The 25763-nt window shown below is 70.0% G+C and carries 22 protein-coding genes; 12 read left to right on the top strand and 10 right to left on the bottom strand.

Annotation, left to right across the window (positions count from 1 at the left end; all coding sequences use genetic code 11):
* Position 1 precedes the first annotated feature (1 nt).
* Entirely contained in the window at positions 2-802 is an 801-nt protein-coding gene (gene hutG / locus D3869_RS25475; RefSeq protein ID WP_137142532.1) for an N-formylglutamate deformylase, read from the bottom strand.
* Between the two features lie 286 nt (positions 803-1088).
* Between hutG and D3869_RS25485 the strand changes: the two genes are divergently transcribed.
* From D3869_RS25485 to D3869_RS25505, 5 genes are all read left to right on the top strand, one after another.
* Complete coding sequence (locus D3869_RS25485) at positions 1089-1886, top strand: glutamine ABC transporter substrate-binding protein (RefSeq protein ID WP_137142534.1); 798 nt, start codon at positions 1089-1091, stop codon at positions 1884-1886.
* A gap of 31 nt (positions 1887-1917) precedes the next feature.
* Positions 1918-2580, top strand: coding sequence for an amino acid ABC transporter permease (locus D3869_RS25490; RefSeq protein WP_094303574.1), 663 nt, complete (start codon positions 1918-1920; stop codon positions 2578-2580).
* 4 nt (positions 2581-2584) lie between these two features.
* The gene (locus D3869_RS25495) at positions 2585-3394 is read left to right on the top strand and encodes an amino acid ABC transporter ATP-binding protein (RefSeq protein ID WP_137142535.1); all 810 of its coding nucleotides are present in this window, start codon (positions 2585-2587) and stop codon (positions 3392-3394) included.
* A gap of 13 nt (positions 3395-3407) precedes the next feature.
* Positions 3408-4604 (top strand): MFS transporter, encoded by a 1197-nt coding sequence (locus D3869_RS25500; RefSeq protein ID WP_137142536.1) that lies wholly within the window; start codon positions 3408-3410, stop codon positions 4602-4604.
* 82 nt (positions 4605-4686) lie between these two features.
* Complete coding sequence (locus D3869_RS25505) at positions 4687-5883, top strand: ATP-dependent DNA helicase (protein WP_137142537.1); 1197 nt, start codon at positions 4687-4689, stop codon at positions 5881-5883.
* A 215-nt stretch (positions 5884-6098) separates the two neighbouring features.
* Here the strand turns inward: D3869_RS25505 and D3869_RS25510 are convergent, their stop codons facing one another.
* From D3869_RS25510 to bla, 4 genes are all read right to left on the bottom strand, one after another.
* Entirely contained in the window at positions 6099-9203 is a 3105-nt protein-coding gene (locus D3869_RS25510; RefSeq protein WP_137142538.1) for a molybdopterin dinucleotide binding domain-containing protein, read from the bottom strand.
* Between the two features lie 14 nt (positions 9204-9217).
* Positions 9218-10351: an NrfD/PsrC family molybdoenzyme membrane anchor subunit gene (gene nrfD / locus D3869_RS25515; protein WP_137142539.1), complete on the bottom strand. Its 1134-nt coding sequence runs from the start codon at positions 10349-10351 to the stop codon at positions 9218-9220.
* Positions 10351-11103 (bottom strand): sulfate reduction electron transfer complex DsrMKJOP subunit DsrO, encoded by a 753-nt coding sequence (gene dsrO / locus D3869_RS25520; protein ID WP_137142540.1) that lies wholly within the window; start codon positions 11101-11103, stop codon positions 10351-10353. The genes nrfD and dsrO overlap by 1 nt, the downstream gene beginning before the upstream one ends.
* A 311-nt stretch (positions 11104-11414) precedes the next feature.
* A complete protein-coding gene (bla, locus tag D3869_RS25525; protein ID WP_137142541.1) occupies positions 11415-12305 on the bottom strand; it encodes a class A beta-lactamase in 891 nt (296 codons plus the stop codon).
* A gap of 107 nt (positions 12306-12412) precedes the next feature.
* Here bla and D3869_RS25530 point away from each other — a divergent pair, with 107 nt between their 5' ends.
* A complete protein-coding gene (locus tag D3869_RS25530) occupies positions 12413-13288 on the top strand; it encodes a LysR family transcriptional regulator (RefSeq protein WP_137142542.1) in 876 nt (291 codons plus the stop codon).
* A 9-nt stretch (positions 13289-13297) separates the two neighbouring features.
* On the opposite strand, the gene D3869_RS25535 is transcribed toward D3869_RS25530, so the two are convergent.
* Complete coding sequence (locus D3869_RS25535) at positions 13298-14284, bottom strand: aldo/keto reductase (protein ID WP_137142543.1); 987 nt, start codon at positions 14282-14284, stop codon at positions 13298-13300.
* Between the two features lie 329 nt (positions 14285-14613).
* Between D3869_RS25535 and D3869_RS25540 the strand changes: the two genes are divergently transcribed.
* The 3 genes from D3869_RS25540 (at position 14614) to D3869_RS25550 (ending at position 19170) form a co-directional block, all read left to right on the top strand.
* Positions 14614-16641: a methyl-accepting chemotaxis protein gene (locus D3869_RS25540; RefSeq protein WP_137142544.1), complete on the top strand. Its 2028-nt coding sequence runs from the start codon at positions 14614-14616 to the stop codon at positions 16639-16641.
* 115 nt (positions 16642-16756) lie between these two features.
* On the top strand, positions 16757-17896 hold the full coding sequence (locus D3869_RS25545) for an SbmA/BacA-like family transporter (RefSeq protein ID WP_247895969.1): 1140 nt from the start codon (positions 16757-16759) through the stop codon (positions 17894-17896).
* An 89-nt stretch (positions 17897-17985) separates the two neighbouring features.
* A complete protein-coding gene (locus tag D3869_RS25550) occupies positions 17986-19170 on the top strand; it encodes an HPP family protein (protein WP_137142546.1) in 1185 nt (394 codons plus the stop codon).
* A gap of 57 nt (positions 19171-19227) precedes the next feature.
* Here the strand turns inward: D3869_RS25550 and D3869_RS25555 are convergent, their stop codons facing one another.
* The 3 genes from D3869_RS25555 to D3869_RS25565 form a co-directional block, all read right to left on the bottom strand.
* Complete coding sequence (locus D3869_RS25555; RefSeq protein WP_137142547.1) at positions 19228-20115, bottom strand: ParB/RepB/Spo0J family partition protein; 888 nt, start codon at positions 20113-20115, stop codon at positions 19228-19230.
* Positions 20105-21139, bottom strand: coding sequence for an AAA family ATPase (locus D3869_RS25560; protein ID WP_137142548.1), 1035 nt, complete (start codon positions 21137-21139; stop codon positions 20105-20107). Before D3869_RS25560 ends, D3869_RS25555 begins: the two co-directional genes overlap by 11 nt.
* Before the next feature lie 170 nt (positions 21140-21309).
* Positions 21310-22074 carry a M48 family metallopeptidase gene (locus D3869_RS25565; RefSeq protein WP_247895970.1) on the bottom strand — a complete coding sequence of 255 codons (765 nt, stop codon included), beginning with the start codon at positions 22072-22074 and terminating at the stop codon, positions 21310-21312.
* Positions 22075-22242: 168 nt separating this feature from the next.
* On the opposite strand from D3869_RS25565, the gene D3869_RS25570 reads away from it, so the two are divergent.
* Positions 22243-22851 carry a flavodoxin family protein gene (locus tag D3869_RS25570; protein ID WP_137142550.1) on the top strand — a complete coding sequence of 203 codons (609 nt, stop codon included), beginning with the start codon at positions 22243-22245 and terminating at the stop codon, positions 22849-22851.
* Positions 22852-23029: 178 nt separating this feature from the next.
* Positions 23030-23722 (top strand): hypothetical protein, encoded by a 693-nt coding sequence (locus tag D3869_RS25575; RefSeq protein WP_137142551.1) that lies wholly within the window; start codon positions 23030-23032, stop codon positions 23720-23722.
* A 9-nt stretch (positions 23723-23731) separates the two neighbouring features.
* Here the strand turns inward: D3869_RS25575 and D3869_RS25580 are convergent, their stop codons facing one another.
* Positions 23732-24760, bottom strand: a complete 1029-nt coding sequence (locus tag D3869_RS25580; protein ID WP_137142552.1) for an AbrB family transcriptional regulator — start codon at positions 24758-24760, stop codon at positions 23732-23734.
* 213 nt (positions 24761-24973) lie between these two features.
* Between D3869_RS25580 and otnI the strand changes: the two genes are divergently transcribed.
* Entirely contained in the window at positions 24974-25762 is a 789-nt protein-coding gene (otnI, locus tag D3869_RS25585) for a 2-oxo-tetronate isomerase (protein ID WP_137142553.1), read from the top strand.
* Position 25763 lies beyond the last annotated feature (1 nt).

Here is a 25763-nt window from a genome sequence, read left to right on the forward strand (position 1 = left end):
GTCACGCCCGCTCCTCCGCCCAATCAGCCATCGCACCGACGAACCGCCGCAGATGCGGGCGGATCCGCGCGGCGCGCGACTCGTCGAAGGCGAAGGGAGCATCCTCCTCCATGTAGGTCACCTGCGCCATCTCGAGCTGCACGGCGTGCCAGCCCTCGGACGGGCGCCCGAAGTGGCGGGTGATGTGGCCGCCCTTGAAGCGCCCGTTGAGGACATGGGTGAAGCCGTCGGTCCCGGCGTCCGCGCCGACCGCGACCAGCCGGTCGCTCAGCACGGGGTCGACGCTGCGCCCGTCGTTGGTGCCGATGTTCAGGTCGGGCAGCCGCCCCTCGAACAGCCGCGGCACGACGGAGCGGATGGAATGGGCGTCGAACAGAACCGCGCGCCCGAACTGGTCGCGCAGCCGGGTCATCTCCGCGGTGATGGCGTCGTGGTAGGGAGCCCAGTAACGGGTGATCCGCTCCGCCACCTCCGCCGCGTCCGGTTCCGCGCCCGGCCGGTACAGCGGCGCCCCGTCGAACAGGGTCGTCGGGCAGAGGCCCGTGGTGGCGCCGCTGTAGAGCGGCGTGTCGTTGCTGGGGCGGTTCAGATCGACGACATAGCGCGAGAAGCGCGCCTGGATCACCCCGACTCCAAGGTCCTCCAGGAAGTCGTAGAGACGCGGCAGGTGCCAGTCCGTGTCGGGCAGGCCCTGCGCCTCCGGCACCAGCCGGCCGATGAATCCGTCCGGCAGCGCCGTGCCGACATGGGGCAGGCTGACCAGCACCGGACGGCGCGCGGCGCGAAACCCGAAAACGTCCATATCCTCTCTCCCGTGCGACAAGTGTTTTGTCAGCAAAACTTTTCGCTTCCCTGTTCGGTCGTCCCCGGCTTCCGCGGCGTTCGCGGTACTTGGCCGCAACACCAGCGTTGCCATAGGGCGTCCGTCATGCTCCAGTATGACAAACGGCGTTGACGCAGCTGTTTTCCCTGGGCAACATATGTTTTATAGGCAAAACACGGCGCTGCCAAGCCGCTCGCTGCGCAAGGGGGTTCCCCGGCGTCCGAAACTGGCAACGCAGGCGCAACGAACAGGGAAATTCCGACCCATGAAGTCCTTTGGTAAGTTTCTCGCCGCCGCCTCCTTCGCCGCCGCCGCGGTCGTCACGGTGGTCGGCGCCGGGTCCGTCCCGGCGCGCGCCGAGGACGCGGTGATCGCCTCGATCAAGCAGAGCGGCACCTTCCGCGTCGGCGTGGACGCCACCTTCGCGCCCTTCGAATTCTCGCAGGACGGCAAGAAGACCGGTTTCGACATCGAGCTGGTCGAGGCCATCGCCAAGGAGCTGGGCGCCACCAAGGGCGTCGAGTGGGTGGACATCGACTTCAAGGGCCTGATCCCCGGCCTGATGGCCAACCGCTTCGACATGATTGCCTCGGCCATGTACATCACCGAGGAGCGCCGCAAGGTCGTCGCCTTCTCCGACACCTACTATCCGGGCGGCCTCGTCATCATGGTCAAGGCGAACAACAGCGCCGTGAAGGGTCCGGCCGACCTCGAAGGCAAGACCGCCGCCGTGCAGATCGGCACCAAGTCGGTCGTCCATCTGAAGGAGCATTTCCCGAAGACGAAGATCGTCGAGGTCGAGACCAACGCCGAGATGTTCGGGCAGGTCGAGACCGGCCGCACCGACGTCGCGGTGACCGGCAAGCCCGCCGCCAAGCTCTACGCCCAGACGCATCCGACCGTGAAGGTGCTGGACGACCAGCTCACCACCGAGGATTACGGCTTCGCCATGCGCAAGGACAACACCGAGCTGGTGACCAAGGTGAACGCCGCCATCGCCAAGCTGAAGGCCGACGGCACCTACCAGAAGCTCATCGACAAGTGGTTCGAAGCCAAGAAGTGATCGATATTTTTGTGAACGGAGGATCCCTCCCGTGACGCTCGACTTCGCCCCCGTCTGGGGAGGGTTGCCGGAGCTGCTGAAGGGCACCGTGGTCACCATCGAGGTGACCGCGGCGGCCTTCCTGCTCAGCGCCGTGCTCGGCCTGCTCGTCGGCATCATCCGCCTCAACCCGGCGCGGCGCGTGCTGTACGGCATCGCGTCGGCCTATGTCGCCTTCATCCGCGGCACGCCGCTGCTGGTGCAGCTGTTCCTGCTGTTCTTCGGCCTGCCGCAGTTCGGCATCCTGCTGCCGGCGATGCTGTGCGGCGTGATCGGGCTCGGCATCTACAGCGGCTCCTACGTGTCGGAGGTGGTGCGCGGCGCCATCCAGTCCATCGACCGCGGCCAGATGGAGGCCGCCCGCTCGCTCGGCATGTCCTACCGCGAGGCGATGTGGGAAGTGGTCCTGCCGCAGGCCTTCCGCCGCATGCTGCCGCCGCTGGGCAACGAGACCATCGCGCTGATCAAGAACTCGGCGCTGGTGTCGCTGCTGACCATCGACGACGTCATGCGCGAGGGGCAGCGGATCATCTCCACCAGCTTCCGCGCGCTGGAGGTCTACATCGCGGTGGCGCTGATCTATTTCGTGCTGACCAACGCGGCCACCTGGATCCTGCGCCAGCTCGAAAAGCGCATGACCGTGGAAAGAGGGTAAGCCGGTGATCGAGATCCGCAACGTCTACAAGAGCTTCGGCAGCACCGAGGTGCTGAAGGACGTCAGCCTGACCGTGCCGCCGTCGCGCACCACCGTGGTCATCGGCCCCTCGGGTTCGGGCAAGAGCACGCTGCTGCGCTGCTGCAACTGCCTGGAGACCGCCGACCGCGGCGAGATCCGCATCAACCACCGGACCATCATCGCCGACGGTAAGCCGCTGCCCGACAAGGAGTTGAACGCTCTGCGCGCCGAGACCGGCATGGTCTTCCAGTCCTTCAACCTGTTCCCGCACATGACCACGGTGGAGAACGTCATGCGCGCCCCCGTCGTGGTGCGCGGCATGGCGAAGGCCGAGGCGCGGGAGCTGGCCATGGAGCTGCTGCGCAAGGTGGGGCTGGGCGACAAGGCCGACGTCTATCCGTCCACCCTGTCGGGCGGGCAGAAGCAGCGCGCCGCCATCGCCCGCGCGCTCGCCATGAAGCCGAAGGTGATGCTGTTCGACGAGCCGACCTCCGCGCTCGACCCCGAACTGGTCGGCGAGGTGCTCCAGGTCATGAAGACGCTGGCCGAGGAAGGCATGACCATGATGGTGGTGACCCACGAGATGGGCTTCGCCCGCGAGGTCGCCGACACCGTCGTCGTCATGGCCGACGGGCGCATCGTCGAGTCCGGCCCGCCGGAGCAGATCTTCACCAACCCGACGCAGGAGCGCACCCGCGGCTTCCTGCGCGCGCTGGTGGACGGTCATCTCGCCGGTGCCCGCCCGCAGCCGGCGGCGGACGATCCGCTGGACGCCCTGCCCGGCAACCACTGAGCCTCCCGCGATCTTGCCCCACACCACCCATCGGCCTCCGGCCTCGCCCGTGACGGTGCTGGCCGCGCTGATCCTCGGCGTCTGCGTCATCCAGGTCGCCAACGGCATCCTGCAAATCCTGCTGCCGCTCCGCCTCGCCGAGGCGGCGGCCCCGCCGCTGGTCGTCGGGGCGGTGGCGTCGGCCTACTCGGTCGGCTTCGTGCTGGGCTGCTGGGCCGCACCCTGGATGATCCGCCGGGTGGGCGGGGTGTGGTCCTTCGCCGCCTTCGGGCTGCTCGCCGCCGCCGCCACGCTGCTGCTGAACCTGCTGCCCGACGCCCAGGCCTGGGTGGGGCTGCGGTTGCTGATGGGAGTGTCCTATGTCGGGATGCTCACCGTCGCGGAAAGCGGGCTTGCCACCCTGTCCCCGCCGGGATCGCGGGGCAGCGTCTTCTCCCTTTACATGATCGCCTGCAAGGTGGCGGTGATCGGCGGCCAGATGCTGCTCGCCAGCCCGAACCTGTCAGCCCTGTGGCTGACCGTCCTGGCGGCGGGCTGCTACGGCCTGTCGCTGGTGCCGGTGGCGGTGATCCGCCCGCCGGCCAGCGTCGCGCCGAAAGGGCCGGCGCCCTCGCCCTGCCAGTATGTGCGGCGGGCGCCGGTGGCCTTCGCCGGCTGCCTGATGGTCGGGCTGTGCAACACCGCGGTCACCGGCATCGGTCCGGCCTGGCTCGCCGGGCTGGCCCTGCCCGCCGCCGAAGTCGCGCTGATCATGTCGGGCATCCAGGTGGGCAGCGTCGTGCTGCAATGGCCGATCGGCCGGTTTTCCGACCGCCACGACCGGCGGCTGGTAATCTTCGCGGTGTCCGGGGTGGCGACGGTCGCCGCCTTCCTGATCGCCGCCTTCGCCAACCCGCCCGGCGGGGCGGCGCCGCAGACCGTCCTGCTCGGCCTGTTCACCCTATGGGGCAGCGCCGCCCTGTCGCTCTACGCGATCTGCGTGGCCCACGCCAACGACCATGTGACGGTGGAGGAGACGGTGCCGCTGGCGAGCGCGCTGCTGCTCGCCTGGGCGTTGGGCGCCGCCCTCGGCCCGCTGCTGGCGACGGCGGCCATGGAATGGTTCGGGCATGACGCGCTGTTCGTCTATGTCGGGGTGGTGTCGGGCGGCCTAACCCTCTTCGCCGGCCTGCGCCGTCTCATCAGCGGCCCTTTCCGCTCGGAGCCATGAAGCCGTAAGGGCCGTAAGGCTTGGCCGCGGGCTGCCGGGCGGGCTACTGTGTCCCGCCCAGCAGCCCCCTCCCCCGCGCTCCATGCCCAGCACCACCGACACCCCGACCGACGAGCAGTTCCGGGCGATCCAGGCCATCGACGCCTGGTATGCCGACCCCGCGGCCCCCCAGATGTTCTGGCTGGCCGGCGAGGCCGGGACCGGCAAGACCAAGACCACCGTCTTCGCGCTCGATCATCTCCAGGACCGCCGCAACCTGGAGAATTTCGTGGTCGGCGCGCCCACCGGCAAGGCCGCGCAGGTGCTGCGCCGCAAGGGCATCGACCGGGCGGCGACGCTGCATTCGCTGATCTACGCGCCGCGGCAGGACGACGACACCGGCGAGCTGTTCTTCGCCCGCAAGTCGGAGGGCAAGTTCGCCGAGGCCGACCTGATCGTCTGCGACGAGGGCTCGATGGTCGGGGACGACGTGGCGGGCGACCTGCTGCGCTCCGGCAAGAAGATCCTGATGATCGCCGACGACTACCAGCTCCCCCCGGTGACCGGCCAGGGCACCCTGACCAAGGGCGAACCGGATTTCCGGCTGGTCGAGCCGCACCGCACGGCGCGGGAGAGCCCGGTGATCCGGCTCGCCCATCTGCTGCGCCGGCAGGAGTTGCCGCGCCGCTTCGGCACCGCCGGGAACGCCCATGTCCTGCCGCTGAACCGGGTGACCGAGCCGCTGGCCCTGCGGGTGGATACCCAGACCATCTGCGGCACCCACCGTGTGCGCACCGACTTCACCCGCCGCATCCGCACCCGCCACGGCTTCGACACGGTGATGCCCCAGGCCGGCGAGCGGGTGATCTGCCGCCGCAACGACCGCGAGGAGGGGCTGTTCAACGGCATGATCGGCACGCTGACCCGCCCGGCGGCGGAGGGGCGGGGCCGCCAGGACGGGCTGTGGTCGCTCGGCGTCCATATGGAGGACGAGGTGAAGCCCCGCAGCAAGCTGATGGTCCATCCCTGGATGTTCCAGGCCCACTACAGCGGCGAGACCAAGGCGCCGCGGGTGGAACGTGACGTGCAGCAGTTCGATTGGGCCTGGATGATCACCTGCCATTCCGCCCAGGGGTCGGAGTTTCCTTCGGTCACCGTGCTCGACGACTCCGCCGCCTTCCGCGAGCACAAGTGGCGCTGGCTCTACACCGCCGTCACCCGCTCGCAGGACGAGCTGTTCCTGCTGCTGCGCAACGCCGATCTCGGCGGAAACTGGCGGATGCCCGACCTCGACGCGTGATGGTGCAGCCCTCTCCCCCCCAGGGAGAGGGAGGGAACCCGCGCCGTAGGCGTGGGGAGGGTGAGGGGGACCGGTGCGCCACAGGCGCACCGTCAAGTGGCATGCTGCCCCTTGGCAATCCCCTGGCGTGGGCTTGACGCGCACGCGGCCCCCTCACCCTGCCCCTCTCCCCGGAGGGGAGAGGGAATTTTACCCGTGATTACCGAACGGAAGGCTCACGCCGCGGCGACGCGTTCCAGCTTGGCGGGGAGGCCCTGGCGCACCGCCGTTCCGGCGATGGGGTCGACCCAGACCGAGGCGCCCGGACGGGTCGGATCGTGCAGGCCGAGGTCGTTGATGTTCACCCCCGCCCCGATCTCCGGCACCACCGGCTGGCTGTGGCCGCCGATGACGTGCGGCCGCGCGCCGAACTCCTTATGGCCGAAGCCGTGCTCGACGGCGAGCACGCCGGGCATCACGCCGTGCCGGACGATGGCGGTCGCCAGCTCCGACCCGCCCGGCGTGGCGATGCGGATGCGGTCGCCGGTTGCGATGCCCAGCCGCCGCGCATCCTCCGCGTTGATGCCCACCGGATTCTCAGGGTGCAGGTGGCGCAGGCGGCTGGCCGCGATGGTGTAGGCGCTGACCAGCACCGATTTCGAGCTGATGAGCTGGAAGGGCCAGTCCTCTACCCTGTGGACCTGCCGCATCGGCGTGCCGTCGGCGAAGGCCGGGGGCGTCCAGGCGGCGGTGCCGGTCCAGCGCCTGCCGGTGACGCTGCTCTTCGCCGCGCCGACCGCCTCGTTGTAGACCAGCAGCCCGTCCTTGAAGCGGTGGGTGGCCCTGTCGCCCTCGAAGCCCTCCGCCTGGTTCTGGTAACGCCCGCCGCGCGCCAGGATGAAGGCGACCTTGCGCCACTCCTCCTCCTTCAGCACCGCCTGGAGCGCCGGCAGGACGCGGGCGACGCCGGACAGGGCAATGTCCTCGTCCGTGGCGTCGGGGACCGGCTGCTTGCCCAGCCACGCGATGTTGGCGCCACCGCGCAGATACCAATCCTCCGGCCGTTCCAGCGGATAAGTGTTCCCGTCCATGTCGGCGATGGCGTCCGGGCCGAAGCCGGGCAGGCCCAGCCGCTTCGCCAGCGCGATCAGGAAGGTCTCCATCTGGACGTGCCGGCCCTCCGGCAGCGGCTCGGTGCGCGGAGCCACCACCGGCCAGCGCGCCGTCGAGGTCTTGGTCGGCACGCCCGCCCAGGGCGCCGCCCAGCCCCAGGTCTCGTACAGCACGGTGTCGGGAATGATGTAGTCGGCGAAGGCCGTGGATTCGTTGATGAAGGGGTCGATGGCGACGATCAGCGGCAGCGCCTTCGGGTCGCGCAGCGTCGCCTCCACCTGGGCGCGGACGCCGGGGATGCCGTAGAGCGGGTTGCTGTTCCACAGGAACAGGGCCTTCAGCGGGTAGGGGTAACCGTCCACCACGCCGCTGGTCAGATACTCGGTGGTGAGCTGCGGGGCGTTGGGGTACCAGGGCGCCTTGGCCGGATAGGGCTTGCCGGCCTCCTTCTTCACCTTGAACTCGCTGGACCTCTCATAGGGGACGGGGCGGCTGATCGGCGTGCCGGAGGGCTTCACCTGCCCGGGGAAGCTCGCCAGCTTGTAGCGCGGGCCGTCCTGCTCGTCCGGGAAGCGCCCACCGCCGAAGATGGTGCCGCCCTTCCAGTTCAGATTGCCGATCAGCGTGTTCAGGGTGACCACGCTAAAGGCGTTGTAGAAGCCGTTGCCGGCCATCATGCCGCCGTGGGCGTTGGCGGCCGCCTTCTTGCCGTGGCTGGTGAACTCGCGCGCCAGACCGGCGATGACGTCGGCGGGGATGCCGCAGGCGTCGGCGTAGCCGGCGAGGTCGAGCCGCATCGCCTGCTCGCGCAGCAGGGTCAGGCTGGTCTTCACCGCGACGTCTCCCGCCGGGGTCGCCAGTGTCCCGCCGTGGAACAGCATAGCCGGTCCCGTCAGCGCGTCGTGGGCCACCGGCGTGCCGGCGGGGTCGAGCACGACGAAGGCGTCCTTGGCGCCGTAGCGCTCCGTCTCGCCCAGCGTGACCCAGCCGAGGTCGGAGGCGCGCAGCATCCGCCCGTCGCGCGGGTGGCCCGCCTGCTGGATCACCAGATGGGTGGCGTTGCACCAGCCGGCCTCGCCCGCCGCCTCCGCCGCCTTGCCGTTGGGCTGGGACAGGTAGTTGGCGTCGATGCGCCCGTTCTCGAACATCCAGCGCATCATGCCCATGACCAGGGCGCCGTCGGTGCCGGGCCGGATGGGAATCCAGTTGGACCGCTCCGCCGCCGCGCGGTTGTCGGCGTTGGTCAGCACCGGATCGACGACGACGTAGTTCAGGACGCCGTCCGTCCGCCCTTTGGCGAGCAGCATGGCCTGCCGCTTGAACGGGTTGCCGGCGTTCGACGGGGCGGTGCCGATGAACAGAACGAACTCGGCGTTCTGCAGGTCCGGCTTGGCGTGCGGCATCTTCTTGGCGTCGCCGAAAACCGCCCCCGAACCGGAGCGGTAGGCGCCGCCGCAGTAGGAGCCGTGGCCGACGAAGTTGATCGTCCCCAACGCCTGGTTGAAGAAACGCCGCACGAACGGCTCCCGCCCGTCGTTGACCGACGACAGCAGGGCCACCTGGTTGACCTTCGGCCCCAGTTCGGGGGCGGCCGGGTCGATGGGCGTCTTCAGGTCGCGCAGCGCCCGCAGGCCGGGCACCGGGCCTTCGCCGAACAGGTCGCCGCCCTCCGCGATCTCCTCGACCAGCCGGTCGAAGGCGATGGGTTCCCATTGGCCGGAGCCGCGCGGGCCGACGCGCTTCATCGGCGTGGCGACGCGGAAGGGCGAGGTCAGCATCTCCAGCGCCGCGTTGCCCCGCCCGCAGGCGGTCGAGCGGCCCTTCAGCCCCTTCTCGTCCAGCCGCGACAGCGACTTGAAGCTCTCCTTGATCGGCGTGCCGTAGGGCAGGAAGGGATCGGTGGACAGCGGGCTGTAGGGGTTTCCGGCGACGCGCAGCACCTTGTTCTTCTCGACATCCACCCGGACGCGGACGCCGCACAGGGTGGTGCAGCCGAGGCAGGCGACGTTGGCGACGATCTGGCCCGGCGTCGGGGTGAGGTCGCCGGTTGCCGGATCGACGCGGAATTCGGGGGCCGGGGCGTTGCCGGAGATGGCGTGGTCGGGCTTGTCCCCGGCCCAGGCGCCCTTCACGAGCTTGCGCCCGGTGTCGGAGAAGCCGCCCGCGAAGGCGGCGAGCGCGCCGCCCGCGGCGCTGGTCTTCAGAAGGAGGCGACGGGAAATCGACATGATGGGTGCTCCGTTCACTCGGCGGCGGCCACGGTTCCGGCAGGCGCCTGGGCGGCGCGGGCCGGAGCGGGCGCCGGGCGGCGCGGGGAAGGCAGGATGGCGGTGAGGGCGATCAGCAGGAACAGCCAGAGTCCGGCCGTGCCGACGATTCCCAGCAGCCCCTCCGGACCGGCGGGCAGCGCGTAGTCGTAGAAGCCGGCGCCGGTCTTCGGCACGGTCTGGCCGCCGATGAACACGGTCCAGCGGAACATCCAGGCACCGTGCAGGGCGATCAGCCCGGTCAGCAGCCCCGTCCCGGCGGGCTTGGCGACGGCGATGGCGAAGGGCAGCGCGGTGGCGGCGACGGCCCAGACGGCGGTGACGCGCCATGCCTCCGACCCGGCGACGCTGCCCAGCGCCTCCGCGTGGGTAGCGTCCAGCCCGAACAGGCCGAGCGCCAGCCACAGCGCGCCGACCAGCATGACGCCGCCCAGGACGCCGGCGAGCAGCCGGTTCGCCCGCACCTCCACCGCGCGGTCGTTGCCGGCGGCGAAGCGGTTCAGCACCAGCACCAGACCGGCGGCGCCGGCCAGCGCGGTCATCAGGAACTGCACGGGCAGGAAGGGCGTGTGCCACAGCGGGCGCGCCTTGACCACCGCGACCTCCGCCCCGGTGTAGAGGGCGACGAGGAGCGCGCCCACCAGGGCGAACAGACCGGCGGCGCGGATCAGCGCGTCGTTGCGCCCGCCGCCCAGCGACGCCAGCCGGTAGAGCGCCGCAAGGCGGCTGTCCACCCGGCCATGGGCCTGCAACTCCTCGCGGAAGCAGGCCCAGCCGTAGGCCAGCAGGCCGGTGACGTAGAGGGGGATGAAGACCGAGCCCCACCACATCCACGATGTCGGGCGCAGCACGACGTAGAAGTGCCAGAAGCGGCCCGGCTGGTGGAGGTCCGACAGCAGCGCCACCGGGGCGGCCAGCCCGCAGGTCAGCGCCACCAGCAGGGCGACGCGCCCCAGCGCGCGCCAGTCCTCCCGGGCGAAAGCGTAGCCGGGGAGGCTGAGCAGCAGGCCGCCGACCGACAGGCCGATCAGGAAGAAATACTGGACGGCCCAGGGAAGCCACGCGACCTCGCGGGTCACATTGATGACCTCGACGATATGGTTGTCCATCACGCGTGCTCCTTCTCGGCGTGGGGCTGGCTGCTGGGCTTCCAGAGCGTCGGCGTGCCGTCGACCTTGCCCTGGAAGCGGGGGTCGAGGCCGAGATAGAAGACGCGGGGCTGGGTTCCCTGCTCCGGCTTCAGCACCTTGGGGTTCTCCTCGCGGACCAGGGTGGCGACGGCGCTGTCCGGGTCGTTCAGGTCACCGAAGATGCGGGCGCCGCCGACGCAGGTCTCCACGCAGGCGGGCAGCAGCCCGGCCTCCACGCGGTGGACGCAGAAGGTGCATTTGTCGGCGGTCTGGGTTTCGTGGTTGATGAAGCGCGCGTCGTAGGGGCAGGCCTGGACGCAATAGGCGCAGCCGACGCAGACGGTGTTGTCCACCACGACGATACCGTCCCGGCGCTGGAAGGTCGCTCCGGTTGGACAGACGGGGATGCAGGGCGGATCCTCGCAATGGTTGCACAGGCGCGGCAGCATGTAGCTGCCGGCCTTGCCCTGCTCCGTCACCTCATAGGTGGAGACGATGGTGCGGAAGCTGTTTTCCGGAACGTCGTTCTCCATGATGCAGGCGACCGTGCAGGCTTGGCAGCCCACGCATTTGCCCACGTCCACCACCATCGCCCAGCGGTGCGCCGGATCGCCGTCCCGGCGGAGCGACGCACCGCTGGGCGCGGCGGCGGCTGGCATCGTCGCCACCGTCGCGGCCCCGATGGTCGCGGCGCCGGCGCCGAGGCAGAAGTTGCGCCTTGATCGGTCCATGGCTGGCCTCTTCGCACCTGATTCCTTCGGCCGCGACGAACCGCGGCCCTACGGTGCGAAGGGTACCGGCGCCCTGCCCCCGTTCCCATTGGGGGCATCCCTACACTTCTTAGGGTAAACCCCAGTGACGACATGCCGCAGGGGGCGGTCGTTCAAGGCAATCGCGTTTGACCTTCATAGCCCTCTCCCCTCTGGGGAGAGGGTGGCCCGGAGGGCCGGTGAGGGGGATGCGCGTGGCGATACGTCCGGCACAAGTGCGACCCCCTCACCCTAACCCTCTCCCCGGAGGGGAGAGGGGATTTCAAATGCGATCAGCCCTTGAGGGTGTCGACGACCGCGCGGGCCACGCCGGCGTGGGTGGCGTCCCGTTCCTTGAAGGTGTCGGGCGTCTCGGTCAGGTAGCTGGTGATCAGCAGCGGCGCCCTGCCCTCCGGCCAGACGATGCCGATGTCGTTGGCCGTCCCGCGCACGCCGGTGCCGGTCTTGTCGCCGATGCGCCAGCCCTTCGGCAGGCCGGCGCGCAGGCGCTTGTCACCGGTCCGGTTGGCGACCATCCAGGCGATGAGCTGGTCGCGCGACGCCGACGTCAACGCGTCGCCCAGCATCAGCCGCTCCATGCTGTGGACCATCGCCGCGGGCGTGGTGGTGTCGCGGGGATCGCCGGGAATGGCGCTGTTCAGCGACGGCTCGTTGCGGTCCAGCCGGGTCTTCCGGTCGCCCAGCGTGCGCAGGAAGGCGGTCAGCCCGGCGGGATCGCCCACCGCCGGCAGCAGCAGGTTTGCCGCCACGTTGTCGCTGAGCGTCATTGTGGCCTCGCACAGCTCGGCCACCGTGGGGGGCGGGCCGTCGAGGCGGGTTTCGGCGAAGGGGGCGTAGGGGACCATGTCCGCCTTGGTCACTCGAATGCGCCGGTCCAGCCGCTCCCGCCCCTCGTCCACCTGCTTCAGGACGGCGCCAGCCAAAAGAAATTTGAAGGTGCTGCACATCGGGAAGCGCTCGTCCGCGCGATGCCCGAAGCTCTGTCCGGTGCCGGTGTCGAGCACCGCCACGCCGAGCCGCCCGCCGCTGCGCTTTTCCAACGCGGCGATCGCGTCCGCCAGCCGCTTGTCCCCGAATTTTCTGGGTTTCTCCGCCTTCACGCCGGTTGCCGCCAGCAGCGTCACGCCGCCCGCCGCGGCCAGGAAAGCCCGCCGTCCGATCATCGTGTCCTCGTCTCATGCCGTGTCGATGGGCGGACGATAAAAAGCTCCCGGCGCTCGAACAAACGATGATAGTTTTCACAAGCCACAAGAAAAACTAATAGCTGTCCATGGCCCGCCCCCAGCTTCCGCTCAACGCGCTGCGCGCCTTCGAGGCGTCGGCCCGCCATCTCAGCTTCACCCGCGCCGGGCTGGAACTGTGCGTCAGCCAGGCGGCGGTCAGCCAGCAGATCCGCACGCTGGAGGCGCGGCTGGGCGTCACCCTGTTCCGCCGCCTGCCGCGCGGCCTCGCCCTGACCGACGAGGGGGCGGCGCTGGTGCCGGTGCTGATGGACGCCTTCGAGCGGATCGGCGCGACGCTCGACCGCTTCGCCGACGGGCGCTACCACGAGGTGCTGACGGTCGGGGTGGTGGGAACCTTCGCCACGGGCTGGCTGCTGCCGCGCCTGCCGGCCTTCACCGCCGCGAACCCGGCCGTGGATCTGCGCATCCTGACCAACAACAACCGGGTCGATCTGGCCGGCGAGGGGCTGGACTTCGCCATCCGCTTCGGCGACGGCTCCTGGCACGGGGTGGAGGCGGTGCCACTGCTCGACGCCCCGCTGACCCCGCTCTGCGCCCCGGCGCTGGCGCAACGGCTGTCCGCCCCGGCCGAGCTCGCGCGGGAGGTGCTGCTGCGCTCCTACCGGGTCGAGGAATGGCAGCGCTGGTTCGCTTTGGCCGGGGTGCCCTGCCCGGCCATCCGCGGCCCGGTCTTCGACTCCTCCCCCACCATCGCCGCCGCCGCCGCGATGGGCGCCGGGGTGGCTCTGCTGCCGGCGCGGCTGTTCGGGCACGACCTCGCCACCGACCGGCTGGTCCGCCCCTTCGCCATCGAGGTGCCGGCGGGCCGCTACTGGCTGACCCGCCTGCACTCCCGTCCCGAGACGGCGGCGATGCAGAGCTTCCGCCACTGGATCGCCGCCGCCGTCCGCATGGACGATTAGGCCGGCGCCTCAGGCGGGAGTCGGGGCCTGCTCCGGCAGGACGCCCGCCTGTTTCAGCTCCCGCCAGAAGTCCGCCGGGATCGGCTGCTTCATCAGCGCGACGTTCTCCTGCACGCGCGGCGGGTTCTTGGTGCCCGGAATGACCGAGGCGACGACCGGGTGCGCCGCGCAGAATTGCAGGGCCGCCGCCCGCAGGTCCACGCCGTGCCGCTTGGCGATCTCGGCCAGACGGTCGCGCGCCGCCACCTTGTCCGGCGGAGCCTCTTGGTACTCGAAATTCTTGCCCCCGGCGATCAGGCCGGAGTTGTAGGGGCCGCCGACCACCACATGGACGCCGCGCTCCTGGCAACGCGGGAACAGCGTGTCCAGCGCCGGCTGGTTCAGCAGGCTGTAGCGCCCGGCCAGCAGGAAGACGTCGGGGTCGGCGCGCTCCAACGCCATCACGCAGGGCTCCACCCGGTTGACGCCCAGGCCCCAGCCGCGGATCACGCCCTCCTCGCGGAGCTTGGTCAGCGCCACGGCGGCGCCCTTCATGGCGGTGTCGAACACCTCCAGCCAGCGGTCGCCGTGGGCGTCCTCGGCGCAATCGTGGATGTAGGCGATGTCGATGCGCGCCATGCCCAGCCGTTGCAGGCTGTCCTCGATGGAGCGGCGCACCCCGTCGGCGGTGTAGTCGTAGTCCACCCGGAAGGGCAGCCCCTTCACAAAGGGGCCGTGCTGCCCGCCCTTGCTGGCATCGGCGCGCAGCAGACGCCCGACCTTGGTGGACAGGACGAACTCGTCGCGCGGGCGGTTGCGCAGGACATGGCCGAACCGGTGCTCCGATATGCCGGGGCCATATTCCGGCGCCGTGTCGAAATAGCGGATGCCGGCGTCCCAGGCGGCGGCCAGGGTGGCCTCCGCCACGTCGTCCGGCACCTCCTCGAACATGTTGCCGAGCGGAGCGCCACCAAACCCGATGGGTCCGGGCGGAGCGAAATGCTTGCTGTCCGGCATGACCGACCTCTCGTTGTTCCGTGCGTGTGCGGGATTCCAGTCTGCGCTCTGGCGGCGCTTCCCTCAACATCGGGCCTCAACATCGGGACCGTTCCGGCGTTCCCATTCGCAACTTGCCGACGCGGGCGTGGCAATTTGCGACGCGGATGGGAGCGCGTTGGCAAATTGCAACGGTTGGGAAGGAACAACCGCGCAGCCCGCTCGGGATTTTTGCTGGGTGGAACAGCAATTGCGCGGGGATTGGGAGTTGGTACGGAATTTGAGAATGATTTGATCCGGTACGGGCAACCGACGCCGAACAAAAAATACCCCAGGCAGGACATCCCATCATGACCACCTCCCTTCGTGCTTTCGCCAACTTGCGCACCGCAACCAAGGTCTACACCGGCTTCGGGGTCACGCTGGCCCTGCTGGTCACGTTGGGGGCGGTTTCCTGGAGCGGCCTTCGGTCCAACGACACAGCGCTGCGCAGCTACGCGGCGCAGTCCGACATCACGGTGACGTTGGGAGAGGCCGATACCGCGCTGTCCGACGCGCTGGGCGCGGCGGCGGAGTTTCTCGTTTCCGGGACGGACAGTGCTGCCACCCGCTTCCGCGCGACAACTGGGGACTTCCGCCGGCAATTGGACAAGGCGGCCCCCGGCATCGGCGATTCGGCCGATCGTCAGGCGGTGGACGAGATTCGTGGGCTGGAGCGGGATTTTCTGACCGGCTTCGACCGTCTGGTCGCCCTGCGCACCGAACGGGACGGCATCGTCGCGGAGGTCGTGAACAAGCTGGGGGCCGACATCCGCCGGACGTTGAGCGATCTGGTGACCGCCGAACGGCAGACCGGCAATCTGGACCGCACCGTTCAGGCCGCGGGCGTCAGCGAGCAGTTTCTGCTGGTGCGTGTTCTGGTCGCCCGCTTCGTGACCGAGACGAAGCCCGAGGATCTGGCCCGCATCCGCCAGGATCTGGCGGCGGTGGCCGCCGATGTCGAGAGCGAAGCCAAGGGCTGGACCGACTCCCCGGGTGCCGCGAAGCGCACGGAGGTGCTCGCCAAGCTGCCGCGCTACACCGCGGGCATCGAGCGCATCGCCGCCATCGCCGAGGAGATGGCCCGCGTCAACGCCGACACGCTGACCCGCGCCGGCGCCCAGATCAACAAGAGGATCGGGGCGATCCGCCAGCACTCCACCGAGGTCCTGAAGGGGCTGGAGGTCAGCGCCGCCGCCGCGGTGGCCGCCGCCGAGCGGCAGGGCGCCGCGGTGACCGCCGCCGCGGTGGCGCTGGGCCTGCTGCTGGCCTGGATGATCTCGCGGGCGATCACCCGCCCGCTCGGCACGATCACCGGGGCGATGGGCCGGCTGGCCGAGGGCGACCGCACGGTGCAGGTGGACGAGGGATGGCGCAAGGACGAGATCGGGGCGCTGGCCCGTGCGCTCCAGGTCTTCAAGTCGAACGCCGAGGAGATGGAGCGCATGCGCAAGGCGCAGGAGGAGGCCGAGCGCCAGGCCGCCGCGCAGCGCCGCGCCACCATGATCCACATGGCCGACACCTTCGAAGCGACCGTCCAGGGTATCGTCGAGGCGGTGGCGAGCGCCGCGGGCGGCATGCACAACGCCGCCAGCACGCTGTCCGGCACCGCCGCGGACGCCAGCGAGCGCTCGCTCCTCGTCGCCTCCGCCTCCGAGGAGGCGTCGGCCAACGTGCAGACCGTCGCCAGCGCGACGGAGGAGCTGTCGGCCTCCATCGCCGAGATCGGCCAGCAGGTGGAGATCTCCACCCGCATCGCCGGGCAGGCGGTGACCGACGCGGAAGGCGCCGACCGCACCATGCGCGCCCTGGTCACCGCCGCCGAGCAGATCGGGCAGGTGGTGGAGATCATCAGCGGCATCGCCGCCCAGACCAACCTGCTGGCGCTGAACGCCACCATCGAGGCGGCCCGCGCCGGCGAGGCGGGCAAGGGCTTCGCCGTGGTGGCGGGCGAGGTGAAGGCGCTGGCCAACCAGACCGCCAAGGCGACCGACGAGATCCAATCGAAGGTGCAGGAGATCCAGCAGACCACCGGCGGCGCGCAGAAGGCCATCGGCAGCATCGGCCAGACCATCGGCCGGATGAGCGAGATTGCCACGACCATCGCCGCCGCCATCGAGGAGCAGGCCGCGGCGACCCGCGAGATCGCCAGCAGCGTCTCCCAGGCCGCCCAGGGGACGGAGGAGGTGTCGCGCAACATCGCCGGCGTCAGCACGGCCGTGTCCGAGACCGGCAGTGCCGCCAGCCATGTCCACGGCACGTCGGAGGAGCTGGCCGCCGAGGCGGAGCGGCTGCGCAATGAGGTGCGCAGCTTCATCGCCACCGTCCGGGCCGCCTGATCCGGCGGGATCAGGGGATCACCGCTTGTCCCGGTTCCCGTCGCCCGGATTGGTGTTAGGCTGAACCGAGCCGCAGATGTTGGGCGCCTCGGTTGGGCGGCCGGGATGGTCGGTCATGGTGAGAAGGGTTTCCCCGAGAACCGCCTCCGGCTTCGTCCGGCGCTTTGCCGGACTGGCCGGGGGCTACTGGGCGGGACGGGACCGCTGGTCGGTCCGGCTGCTGGCGCTGGCCCTGCTGGCCCTGACGGTGGCGCAGGTGTCCGTCCCGGTGATGATGAACCTGTGGAGCCAGCGCCTGTTCGACGCGCTGGAGCAGCGGGCGATGGACCGGCTGCCGGTCATGGCCGCGGCGGCCGGCGGGATCCTGCTGTTCAACATCGCGGTCACCGTCGCGCATTTGTGGGTGAAGCGGCGCCTCCAGTTCGGCTGGCGGGCGTGGTTGACCCGGCGGCTGGTCGGCGCGTGGGTGTCGGAGGGACGGGAGCTTGCCCTCCCCTCCCATCCCGGCGACCATGACAATCCGGACGGGCGCATCGCCGAGGACGTCCGCATCGTCACCGAACTCGTCGTCGATCTCGGTCATTCGCTGACCTACTGTCTGCTGCTGCTGGTGAGTTTCGCCAGCATCCTGTGGCAGCTTTCCGGGCTGGTGCAGGTCGCGTTCGCCGGCGTGAGCCTCGCGGTGCCCGGCCATTTGCTTCTCCTCGCTCTCGCCTTCTCCGCCGCCGGAACCGCCGCGGCCATCGCCGTCGCCCGGCCGCTGGTCCGCGCGGCGGAGCGGCGGCAGGGGCTGGAGGCCGATTTCCGGTTCGGGCTGGCGCGGGTCCGCGAGAACGCGCCGATCATCGCCCGGCAGCGCGGCGAGGCGGTGGAGCGCGGCCGCATCGCCCTGCTGTTCGGCGGGGTGCGTCGCGGCTGGGAACGGCAGACCGGCGCGCTGGTCCGCGTGATGGCCTTCGGCGCGTCCTATTCGGTGCTGTCCGCGGTCTTTCCCATCCTGGTGGTGGCGCCCCGCTACGCCGCGGGAGCCATCACGCTGGGGGTGATGATGCAGACCGCGCAGGCCTTCCAGCAGGCGGTCGCGGCGCTGTCCTGGCCCATCGACAATCTGGCGACCGTCGCCCAATGGAAAGCGTCGGTCGAGCGCGTGCTGGGTCTGCAGGAGGCGCTGGACGGGCTCACCCCCTTGCCCCCGGTCAAGGCGCGCACTCCTGATGTCCTGTCCGATGGCGGCAACGCCGCGCGGAAACGGTAAGGCGGTCCGGCACTTTCCGTTTGACCTCAACTTAGCTTGAGGTTCTATCCTGCCGCCGCACGCCGAAACCTTGGGAGGGACCGGGCCGAATGCACCGCGAGATACGGCATCTGCTGCGCCGCTGGAAAATCACTCTGCTGAAGAAACGCGAAAACCGCCGCCGCCTTGCCCTGTTCAGGCCCATCCTGCCCGGTGCGAACCTGAAGGACCGGTTGATCGCCTGCTGCGGCGCCATGATCGGCCTCGCCGCGACGGGCCTGCTTTGCCACAACCTGCTGACCCATCTCACCAGCGCGCCGGCCCTGGTGGCGCCGATGGGGGCGTCGGCGGTCCTGCTGTTCGCGGTGCCGGCCAGCCCGCTCGCCCAACCCTGGTCGATCATCGGCGGCAACACCCTGTCGGCGCTGGTCGGGGTGATGGTGGCGGCGCTGATCCCCGACCCGATGCTGGCCGGCGGCGTGGCGGTGGCGCTGGCCATCGCGACCATGTCGATGACGCGCTGCCTGCACCCGCCGGGCGGCGCCGCCGCCCTGACCGCGGTGATCGGTGGGCCGGCGATCGCGGCGTCGGGGATGCAGTTCGTGTTCTACCCGGTCGCTGTCAATTCCATCCTGCTTGTGCTGGCGGGCTGGACGTTCCACCGCTTCTCCGGCCATTCCTACCCGCACCGGGCACCACCCAAGCCGGCCAACAGCCACGGCACCGCCGATCCCCCCGCCCAAACGCGCGCCGGCCTGACCGCCGACGACCTGGACGAGGCGATCCGCGAATTGGGGGAGGCGCTGGACGTCAATCGTGACGACCTGAGCGCCCTTTTGGAGAAGGCCGAGCTTCACGCCATGGAGCGGATGCACAGCGGAATCACCTGCGGTGACATCATGTCCCGCGACGTGGTGACGGTGAGCGCGGAGGCCCATCCCGAGGTGGCCCGCGCCCGCCTGATCGAGCACGCGTTCCGCACCCTGCCGGTGGTGGACCGGCGCAACGTTGTGGTCGGTCTGGTCGGGCACCGGCATCTGGTCGGACATGCCGCGACGGTGGCGGCGGTGATGGCCCCACCGGTGACCGCCGGTCCGGAAACTCCGGCCTTCCGTCTGCTCGGCCCGCTGTCGGACGGGGGCACGCACGAGGTCGCCATCGTGGATGGGAGCGGCGGGCTTCTGGGTGTGGTGACCCAGACGGACCTTCTTATGGTCATGGCCCGCACGAACCTGCTGCAATCGCTGGACAGCGCCCGGACCTCGGCCGGGCCGGTGGCCTTGGCCAGTCGCTGAACCATACCGGACGCCACGGCTCCGCGAGAAAATTTTCTCGCGGAGCCGTGGCGTCTCTCACCCCCCTCCCCTGCCCTCGCCGGCAGTGAGAATCGCGTCGATGTCGTCGCGGATGGCGCGGAGCGTCTCCCGGTCGATGTCCGCCAGCGCCAGTCCCTGTTCACGGACGGCGGCGACGGTCTGGCGCGCCCCGAACATCGCCTTGGCCAGCGGCTTCGGCAATGCGCTGCCGGTCGGAACCGCGTTGCTGCGGGGCCGCGCCGCCGCGGGCGACGGAGTGTCTTCCGCGTCGGCGGAGCGCCGGGTCATCTCCGCGACCAGCGCGTCCCAGCCGCGAAGCTGTTCGCCCTCCCCTTTCCGCCGCGCGATCTCCACCAGCCGGTAGCGCGCCGGACGGTGCAGCGGATACTCGTCACGGATGCGCTGCGGCAGGCGGCTGATGAGGAGTGCGCGGGAAATGTCCACCCGGTCCTTGCCGACGATCCGCCCGACATCCTCTTGCCGGTAGCCGTGGCGCTCCATCAGCCGGGCGTAAGCGTCGCCCTCCTCGAAGGGCGACAGATCGGCGCGGACGACGTTCTCGATCAGAGCCAGTTCGTCCGACGCGCCGGTGACGGTCACGGCGTAGATGGTCGGGTGACCGAGCGCCCGCACCGCTCGGAAGCGCCGCTCCCCGAAGACGAGCTGGAAGCGGCCGTCGCCCAACTGCTGCACGCCGACCGGCTGGGCCAGCCCATGCTGCGCAATGGAGGATTTCAGCGCCTCCATGTCCGCCTCGTCGAAATGGCGGCGCGGCTGGTCGGGGTTGGTGACGATGCGGCCGACGTCGATCTCCACCACGACCGGGCCGCGGCGGTTGAAGCCCTGCCCGTCCTCGCGGGCTTGGCGCTCGGCCGCGGCCGTGGTCAGCACGCCGGTGTTCGTCCGGGCCAGTTTACGCGACATGGGCCATCACCTCCGGCATGCGGGCACGTTCCTGGATCAGCGCGTCGGCGACGGCCTGATAGACCTCGTAGCCCGGCGCGTCCGGCACCGCCTCCAGCGCGGCGCGCCCGGCGGCCACCGCCTGGGCATAGACGGTCGCCCGCGGGATCGGGCCGAAGACGCGCAGCTTCGCGCCGAACAGATTGCGGATGTCGTCGAGCGACGCCTGGTCCTGGGTCAGCCGCGCGTTGAACATCGTCGGCAGGATGCCGAGAACACTGACCCCCGGGTTGGCCCGGCGACGGATCATGTCCAGGTTCTCCAGCAGGAACTCGACACCGGCGACGCTCAGCATTTCCGTCTGGCACGGGATGGCGACGGTGTTGGCGGCGGTCAGCGCGTTGCGCGCCAGCATCCCGAAATGCGGCGGGGTGTCGACGAAGATGAAATCGTAGCTCTGCCGCGCTCCGCCATCCAGGCATTCCCGAAGCGCGCAGTCGCCCGAGGACTGGCTTTGCAGTTCCGCCTCCGCGTCGCCCAGCCGCATGCCGCTGGGGATCACGTCCAGACCGCTGTCGGTGGTGACGATGTAATCGCTGAGGTCGAACCCTTTCCCCCGCGACTTCAGCGCCTCAACGGACGCCTTCAGCGCGTAGTAGAGGGTCTTCTCCTCGCGCTCGCGCTCGATGGAGTTGATGCCGAGATGGATGGTGGCGTTGGCCTGCGGGTCCGCGTCGATCAGCAGGACCTTGAAATGCCGGGCGAGCAGGGTGGCGGTGTTGACGGTGAAGGCGGTCTTGCCGACGCCGCCCTTGCGGTTGGCCGCGGCGCAGATCAGCGCCGGGCCGTGATGCGTCACCGTTCCGATCTTCTCCTGCAACAGCAGGGAAATGACCGGAGCCGGAATCTTCTCGCTGCCGTTCTCCCAGCGCGAGATCTTCGCCTTGTCGTATTTCCGGCCGAGCTTCTCGTTCAGCCAAGCCGCAAAATCCGGCTGGTTCAGCGTCCGGCCTTCCCGGAACGCCTTGATGTCCTCGCCGCGCATGGTTCGTTCCCCTGCCTTGCCCCGAGGCCACTTTTGCGCGGCGCCGGAGCCCGGTCAAGCCGGAATGTTGACTCCGGGGCAGGGGAGGGGAGTCAACATTCGGCGAGAAAATTTTCTCGCGGGAAAGCGCTCGGCGGGCGGTGCGACCACGGCACCGCCCGCCGTTCCGGTCAGCTCGGCTTGTAGGCTGCTTTCGCTTCGGGCATCAGCTTCTGCAGGGCCGCGATGCGGTCCGCCGTGCCGGGGTGGGTGGACATGAAGGTCGGCTGCTCGGCCCCCGCCTGCTTCATGTTCTGCCACAGCTCGATGGCCGCCTGCGGGTCGTAGCCGGCGCGGGCCATCATCAGCAGGCCGGCGCGGTCGGCCGCCAGCTCCTGGTTGCGGGAGTAGGGCAGCAGCAGGCCGTATTGCGCGCCGGTGCCCAGCGCCGCGGCGATCATCTCGCTGCCGCCGACCCCGCTCGCCCCGGCCACGGCCCCCAGGATGCTGGTGCCGGCGTCGGTGGCCATCTGGGTGCTCACCCGCTCGGCGGCGTGGCCTTCCAGATTGTGGGCGATCTCGTGGCCGATGACCGCGGCAAGCTGCGCGTCGGTCTTGGCGTACTTGAAGAGGCCTTCATAGACGCCGATCTTCTGGCCGGGCAGGGCGAAGGCGTTGGCCTCCTGGCCCTGGAACACGCGGACCTCCCACCCGGCGGGGTCGAGGGAGGCGGCGCGCAGCAGGCGGGCGGAGATCTGCTCAGCGCGGCGCTGATAGCTGGCGTTGGTTGTGGCCGGGGTCGACTGGATCAGGCGCTGCCAATCCTGCTGGCCGAGTTCGACAAGCTGCTCCTGCGAGACGAGGTTCAGCCCGAGCCCCGTCGAGTTTCCGGCGCATCCGGCCAGCGCCAGGGACCCGGCCAGCGCCGCGGCAAGGCACAGGGGTCGGACGGTCATGGTTGGCATCTCTGTTCCTCCGTTGTGGTTCGGTCCGCCGCATCCTATCCGATGGCGGATGGGCTGTGCCGGGGCAATTCGGTGGCCGTGTCGTGAGAGCCGCAACGTTTCGAAGGGCGGGATGTTGCCTCCGATCCCCGCCGATGCGGAACGAACCGGGAGGACAGCATGCCGATCAAAGCGTTCGCGCTCAACTGCACCCTGAAGCCGTCGGGAAAGCCCTCCTCGACCGACGCGATGATCGGGCTGCTCCAGAAGGATCTCGCGGCCCTCGGCGTCGAGGTGGGGGCGCCGGTCCGCGTCGCCGACCATGACGTGAAGCCCGGCGTCACCTCCGACGAGGGGCCGGGCGACGCTTGGCCGGACCTGCGTCGCCAAGTGCTGGGGGCGGACATCCTCGTCCTCGGCACGCCAATCTGGATGGGACAGCCGTCCAGCGTGTGCAAGCGGGTGCTGGAGCGCATGGACGCCTTCCTGGGCGAGACGGACGACCAGGGCCGCATGGTGTCCTACGGCAAGGTCGCTCTGGTCGCCGTGGTCGGCAACGAGGACGGCGCCCACCATGTCTCGGCGGAGCTGTTCCAGGCGCTGAACGACGTCGGCTTCACGCTCGCCGCCAACGCCGTCTGCTACTGGGTGGGGGAGGCGATGCAGAAGACCGACTTCCAGGAGCTGGACAGGGTGCCGGACAAGGTCGCCTCCACCTCCGCCATGGCCGCGCGCAACGCCGCCCATCTCGCGCGCTTCCTGAAGGAGAGGCAATATCCCGGCGAATGATGGTTTCCGGCGATTAGACGTCTAATAGCGTCGCGTCGCCGTCCCGTCACGGCCGTGCCATTCTGTGGATATCCTCGCAAGAGCCTTATCAACCGCCCGAGCGATTCCATGTATAGTCGGTCTTGTAGGCCGGCGATGCGATGGTGTCGCCGCGGGTGGATGGTGGCAGGAGGAACGGGTGGCGACGCTCAAGGAATTCGAAGAAGCCTTGAAGACGGCGGGCAACACGGAGGCCCTGGAGATCCTGGGCAAGCTGCGCGAGCGCGACAAGGCCCAGCGGTCGATTCGCCCGGCGCGGCGCGTCGTCGGCAAGAAGATGACCCCGGAACTTGCCGCGCAGATTCTGGAGCTTCACCGCACCACCGACATGACGCAGCAGGAGATCGCGTTTCAGCTCAGCGTCAACCAGGGACGCGTGAACGAGGTCATCAAGCGCGGCAAGTGGCTGAACGACGATCCCAACGCACCGGAGGCCGTCGCCCGCGACAAAGCCAAGGCCCGCGTCAAGGACGGGGTGGGCATTGAGCCGCGCCCGACCCGCCCGAAGAAGAAAAAGGCGGACAAGCCGGCCGAGGACGCGGCGGTCGAGCCGGTCCAGGAGACTGTGGCGGAGGACATGCCTCCTGCCGCAGCGCCGGCTCCGGAAGAACCGGTCCACGCGCCCGAGCCGGTCGAGGCAGCCCCAGAAGCCCCCGCGCCCGCACCGGCTCCTCTGAAGCGGGTTGAGATGGCCCTGAACCCGGACGCCCAGGATGCAGCGGCCGAGGAGAAGGAGGCGCAGGACAAACCGGCCGCGGAACAGGCGCCCAAGGAGAAGAGGAAGAAGCGCAAGGCCGAGCCGCCGGCACAGCTTCTCTTCGACGGGCTGTAAAGCGTCCGCTCAGCCGCGGCGGGGCTGCCACCAGCGGGCCAGGAAGCCCAGCCCGGCGAAGCGCACGACATGGTGCGTGCCGACAAAGGCGGTGTCGAGGCCGAGCACGAAGGCCACGATGGTCATCGCCTCCACCCCGCCCGGCGCGTAGGCGAGCCAGAGCTGACCGAAGGGGAGGCCGAGCAACCAGCCTCCCGCCCAGGCGAAGATCGAGGACAGGGCGAGCGCCAGCGCCACGCTTTCCAGCGACGGGCGCAGCGCCGCCCTCAGGGACGCCAGCGTGACCCCGGCGAAGCGCGATCCGATCAGCGCCCCCGTCACCACGAAACCCGCGTTGAGCAGCCAGTTCGGCAAACGGTGGTCCACAAGGCCGCCGCCGTGCAGCACAGCACTTCCCAGCATGGCGCCGAGCAGCACGCCGCCGGGCACGCGCAGCCTTTGGAACAGCAGCCCGGCGAGAGCGCTTGCCCCGACCAGCAACGCCAGCTCGGGCAGCGCGCCCGCCGCGTCGGAGGGGGCAGGGCGGGGCGGCAGGCCGGGGGTGGCGGCGATCAGATCCAGCAACCAGGGCATGGCGGCGACCAGGACGAACAGCCGCAGGCTCTGCGCCAGCGCCACCCGCGGCAGGTCGGCCCGGCTCTCCGCCGCCAGCACCAGCACCGCGCCCAGCGCGCCGGGAACGGCGGCGTAGCGCGCGGTCGCCGGGTCCCAGCGGTGCACCCGCTCCAGCCACGCCGAGCAGGCGTATAGGCAAGCCATCACCGATCCGGCGAGCAGCGCCATGCTGAGCGGCCAGGAGGCCATCTGGTGCAGCGTGTCCGGCGTCACCCCGGCGCCCATGGAAATGCCCAGCAGCACAAAGGCGGCGGTGCCGAGCGGGGAGGGCAGGCGGAGTTTCAACCCGCCGAGCGCCCCGCCGGCCACCGCGGTCATTGCCCCCATCAGCCACGCTGCGGGAAGCCCCGCCAAGGCGAACAGCCCGCCACCCAGGGTGGCCAGAAGGAGGGTCAGGGCGGTGGCGGCGAGTCGCTTCATCATCCGTCGGGTCCGGCTGCGGTAAGGGCCGTGCACTGTGCGTGTCACCCGCAATTCCGCGCAACCGGTATGGGCGGTCACCTGACAAGCGTGTGCGGCATAAGCCGGCGATTGTCCGGACCGTCCGCCTGCTGCATTGTCGGTGCAACCGGCCGCCACGGCGGCCCAGACGATAGGGGAGGGGACCATGCCCACGACAGCCAGGGGACGGACGCCATGAGATTCGCCGCCAACCTGTCCATGATGTTCACCGAGCGGCCCTTCCTGGAGCGGTTCGGCGCGGCGGCGGCGGCCGGCTTCGACGCGGTGGAGTTCCTGTTCCCCTACGACGTTCCGGCGGAGCGGATCAAGGCGGCGCTGGACACCCATGGCCTGACCCAGGCGCTGTTCAATCTGCCCCCCGGCGATTGGGCGGCGGGGGAGCGCGGCATTGCCAGCCTGCCCGGCCGCGAGGCGGAGTTCCGCAAGGGTGTGGCGACCGCCATCGCCTACGCAAAGGTGCTGGGCAACCGGCTGCTGCACTGTATGGCCGGCATCCCGCCGGAAGGGCAGGGGCGCGACGCGGCTCTGGCGCTCTACACGGCCAACCTCCGCCACGCCGCGGCGGCCTGCGCGGAGGCCGGGTTGACGCTGCTGGTGGAGCCGATCAACAACCGCGACATGCCCGGCTATCTGATGAACAGCACCGCGCTGGCCCGTCGGGTGATCGAGGCGGTGGGGGCGCCGAACCTGAAGCTCCAACTCGATCTCTACCATTGCCAGATCAGCGAGGGCGATCTCGCCACCCGCATCCGGGCCAACGCCGACCTCACCGCCCATGTGCAGATCGCCGGCGTCCCCGACCGCCAGGAGCCCGACCGCGGCGAGGTCCATTATCCCTATCTGTTCGAGGTTCTGGCCGACACCGGTTACCGCGGCTTCATCGGCTGCGAGTACCGGCCCTGTGGCCGGACGGAGGATGGGCTGGGCTGGTTCCACGCCGCCAACACGCAGGCCGCGCGCTGAC

Source organism: Azospirillum brasilense, from assembly GCF_005222205.1.
Taxonomy (GTDB): domain Bacteria; phylum Pseudomonadota; class Alphaproteobacteria; order Azospirillales; family Azospirillaceae; genus Azospirillum; species Azospirillum brasilense_G.

Coding starts and splice junctions, on each gene's coding strand:
- D3869_RS25555 (WP_137142547.1), bottom strand. CDS start 20,115: ATGTCGCGTAAACTGGCCCGGACGAACACCGGCGTGCTGACCACGGCC.
- otnI (WP_137142553.1), top strand. CDS start 24,974: ATGAGATTCGCCGCCAACCTGTCCATGATGTTCACCGAGCGGCCCTTC.
- D3869_RS25530 (WP_137142542.1), top strand. CDS start 12,413: ATGGCCCGCCCCCAGCTTCCGCTCAACGCGCTGCGCGCCTTCGAGGCG.
- D3869_RS25535 (WP_137142543.1), bottom strand. CDS start 14,284: ATGCCGGACAGCAAGCATTTCGCTCCGCCCGGACCCATCGGGTTTGGT.
- D3869_RS25485 (WP_137142534.1), top strand. CDS start 1,089: ATGAAGTCCTTTGGTAAGTTTCTCGCCGCCGCCTCCTTCGCCGCCGCC.
- nrfD (WP_137142539.1), bottom strand. CDS start 10,351: ATGGACAACCATATCGTCGAGGTCATCAATGTGACCCGCGAGGTCGCG.
- D3869_RS25580 (WP_137142552.1), bottom strand. CDS start 24,760: ATGATGAAGCGACTCGCCGCCACCGCCCTGACCCTCCTTCTGGCCACC.
- D3869_RS25550 (WP_137142546.1), top strand. CDS start 17,986: ATGCACCGCGAGATACGGCATCTGCTGCGCCGCTGGAAAATCACTCTG.
- dsrO (WP_137142540.1), bottom strand. CDS start 11,103: ATGGACCGATCAAGGCGCAACTTCTGCCTCGGCGCCGGCGCCGCGACC.
- D3869_RS25540 (WP_137142544.1), top strand. CDS start 14,614: ATGACCACCTCCCTTCGTGCTTTCGCCAACTTGCGCACCGCAACCAAG.
- D3869_RS25565 (WP_247895970.1), bottom strand. CDS start 22,074: ATGACCGTCCGACCCCTGTGCCTTGCCGCGGCGCTGGCCGGGTCCCTG.
- bla (WP_137142541.1), bottom strand. CDS start 12,305: ATGATCGGACGGCGGGCTTTCCTGGCCGCGGCGGGCGGCGTGACGCTG.
- D3869_RS25570 (WP_137142550.1), top strand. CDS start 22,243: ATGCCGATCAAAGCGTTCGCGCTCAACTGCACCCTGAAGCCGTCGGGA.
- D3869_RS25560 (WP_137142548.1), bottom strand. CDS start 21,139: ATGCGCGGCGAGGACATCAAGGCGTTCCGGGAAGGCCGGACGCTGAAC.
- D3869_RS25505 (WP_137142537.1), top strand. CDS start 4,687: ATGCCCAGCACCACCGACACCCCGACCGACGAGCAGTTCCGGGCGATC.
- D3869_RS25510 (WP_137142538.1), bottom strand. CDS start 9,203: ATGTCGATTTCCCGTCGCCTCCTTCTGAAGACCAGCGCCGCGGGCGGC.
- hutG (WP_137142532.1), bottom strand. CDS start 802: ATGGACGTTTTCGGGTTTCGCGCCGCGCGCCGTCCGGTGCTGGTCAGC.
- D3869_RS25545 (WP_247895969.1), top strand. CDS start 16,757: ATGGTGAGAAGGGTTTCCCCGAGAACCGCCTCCGGCTTCGTCCGGCGC.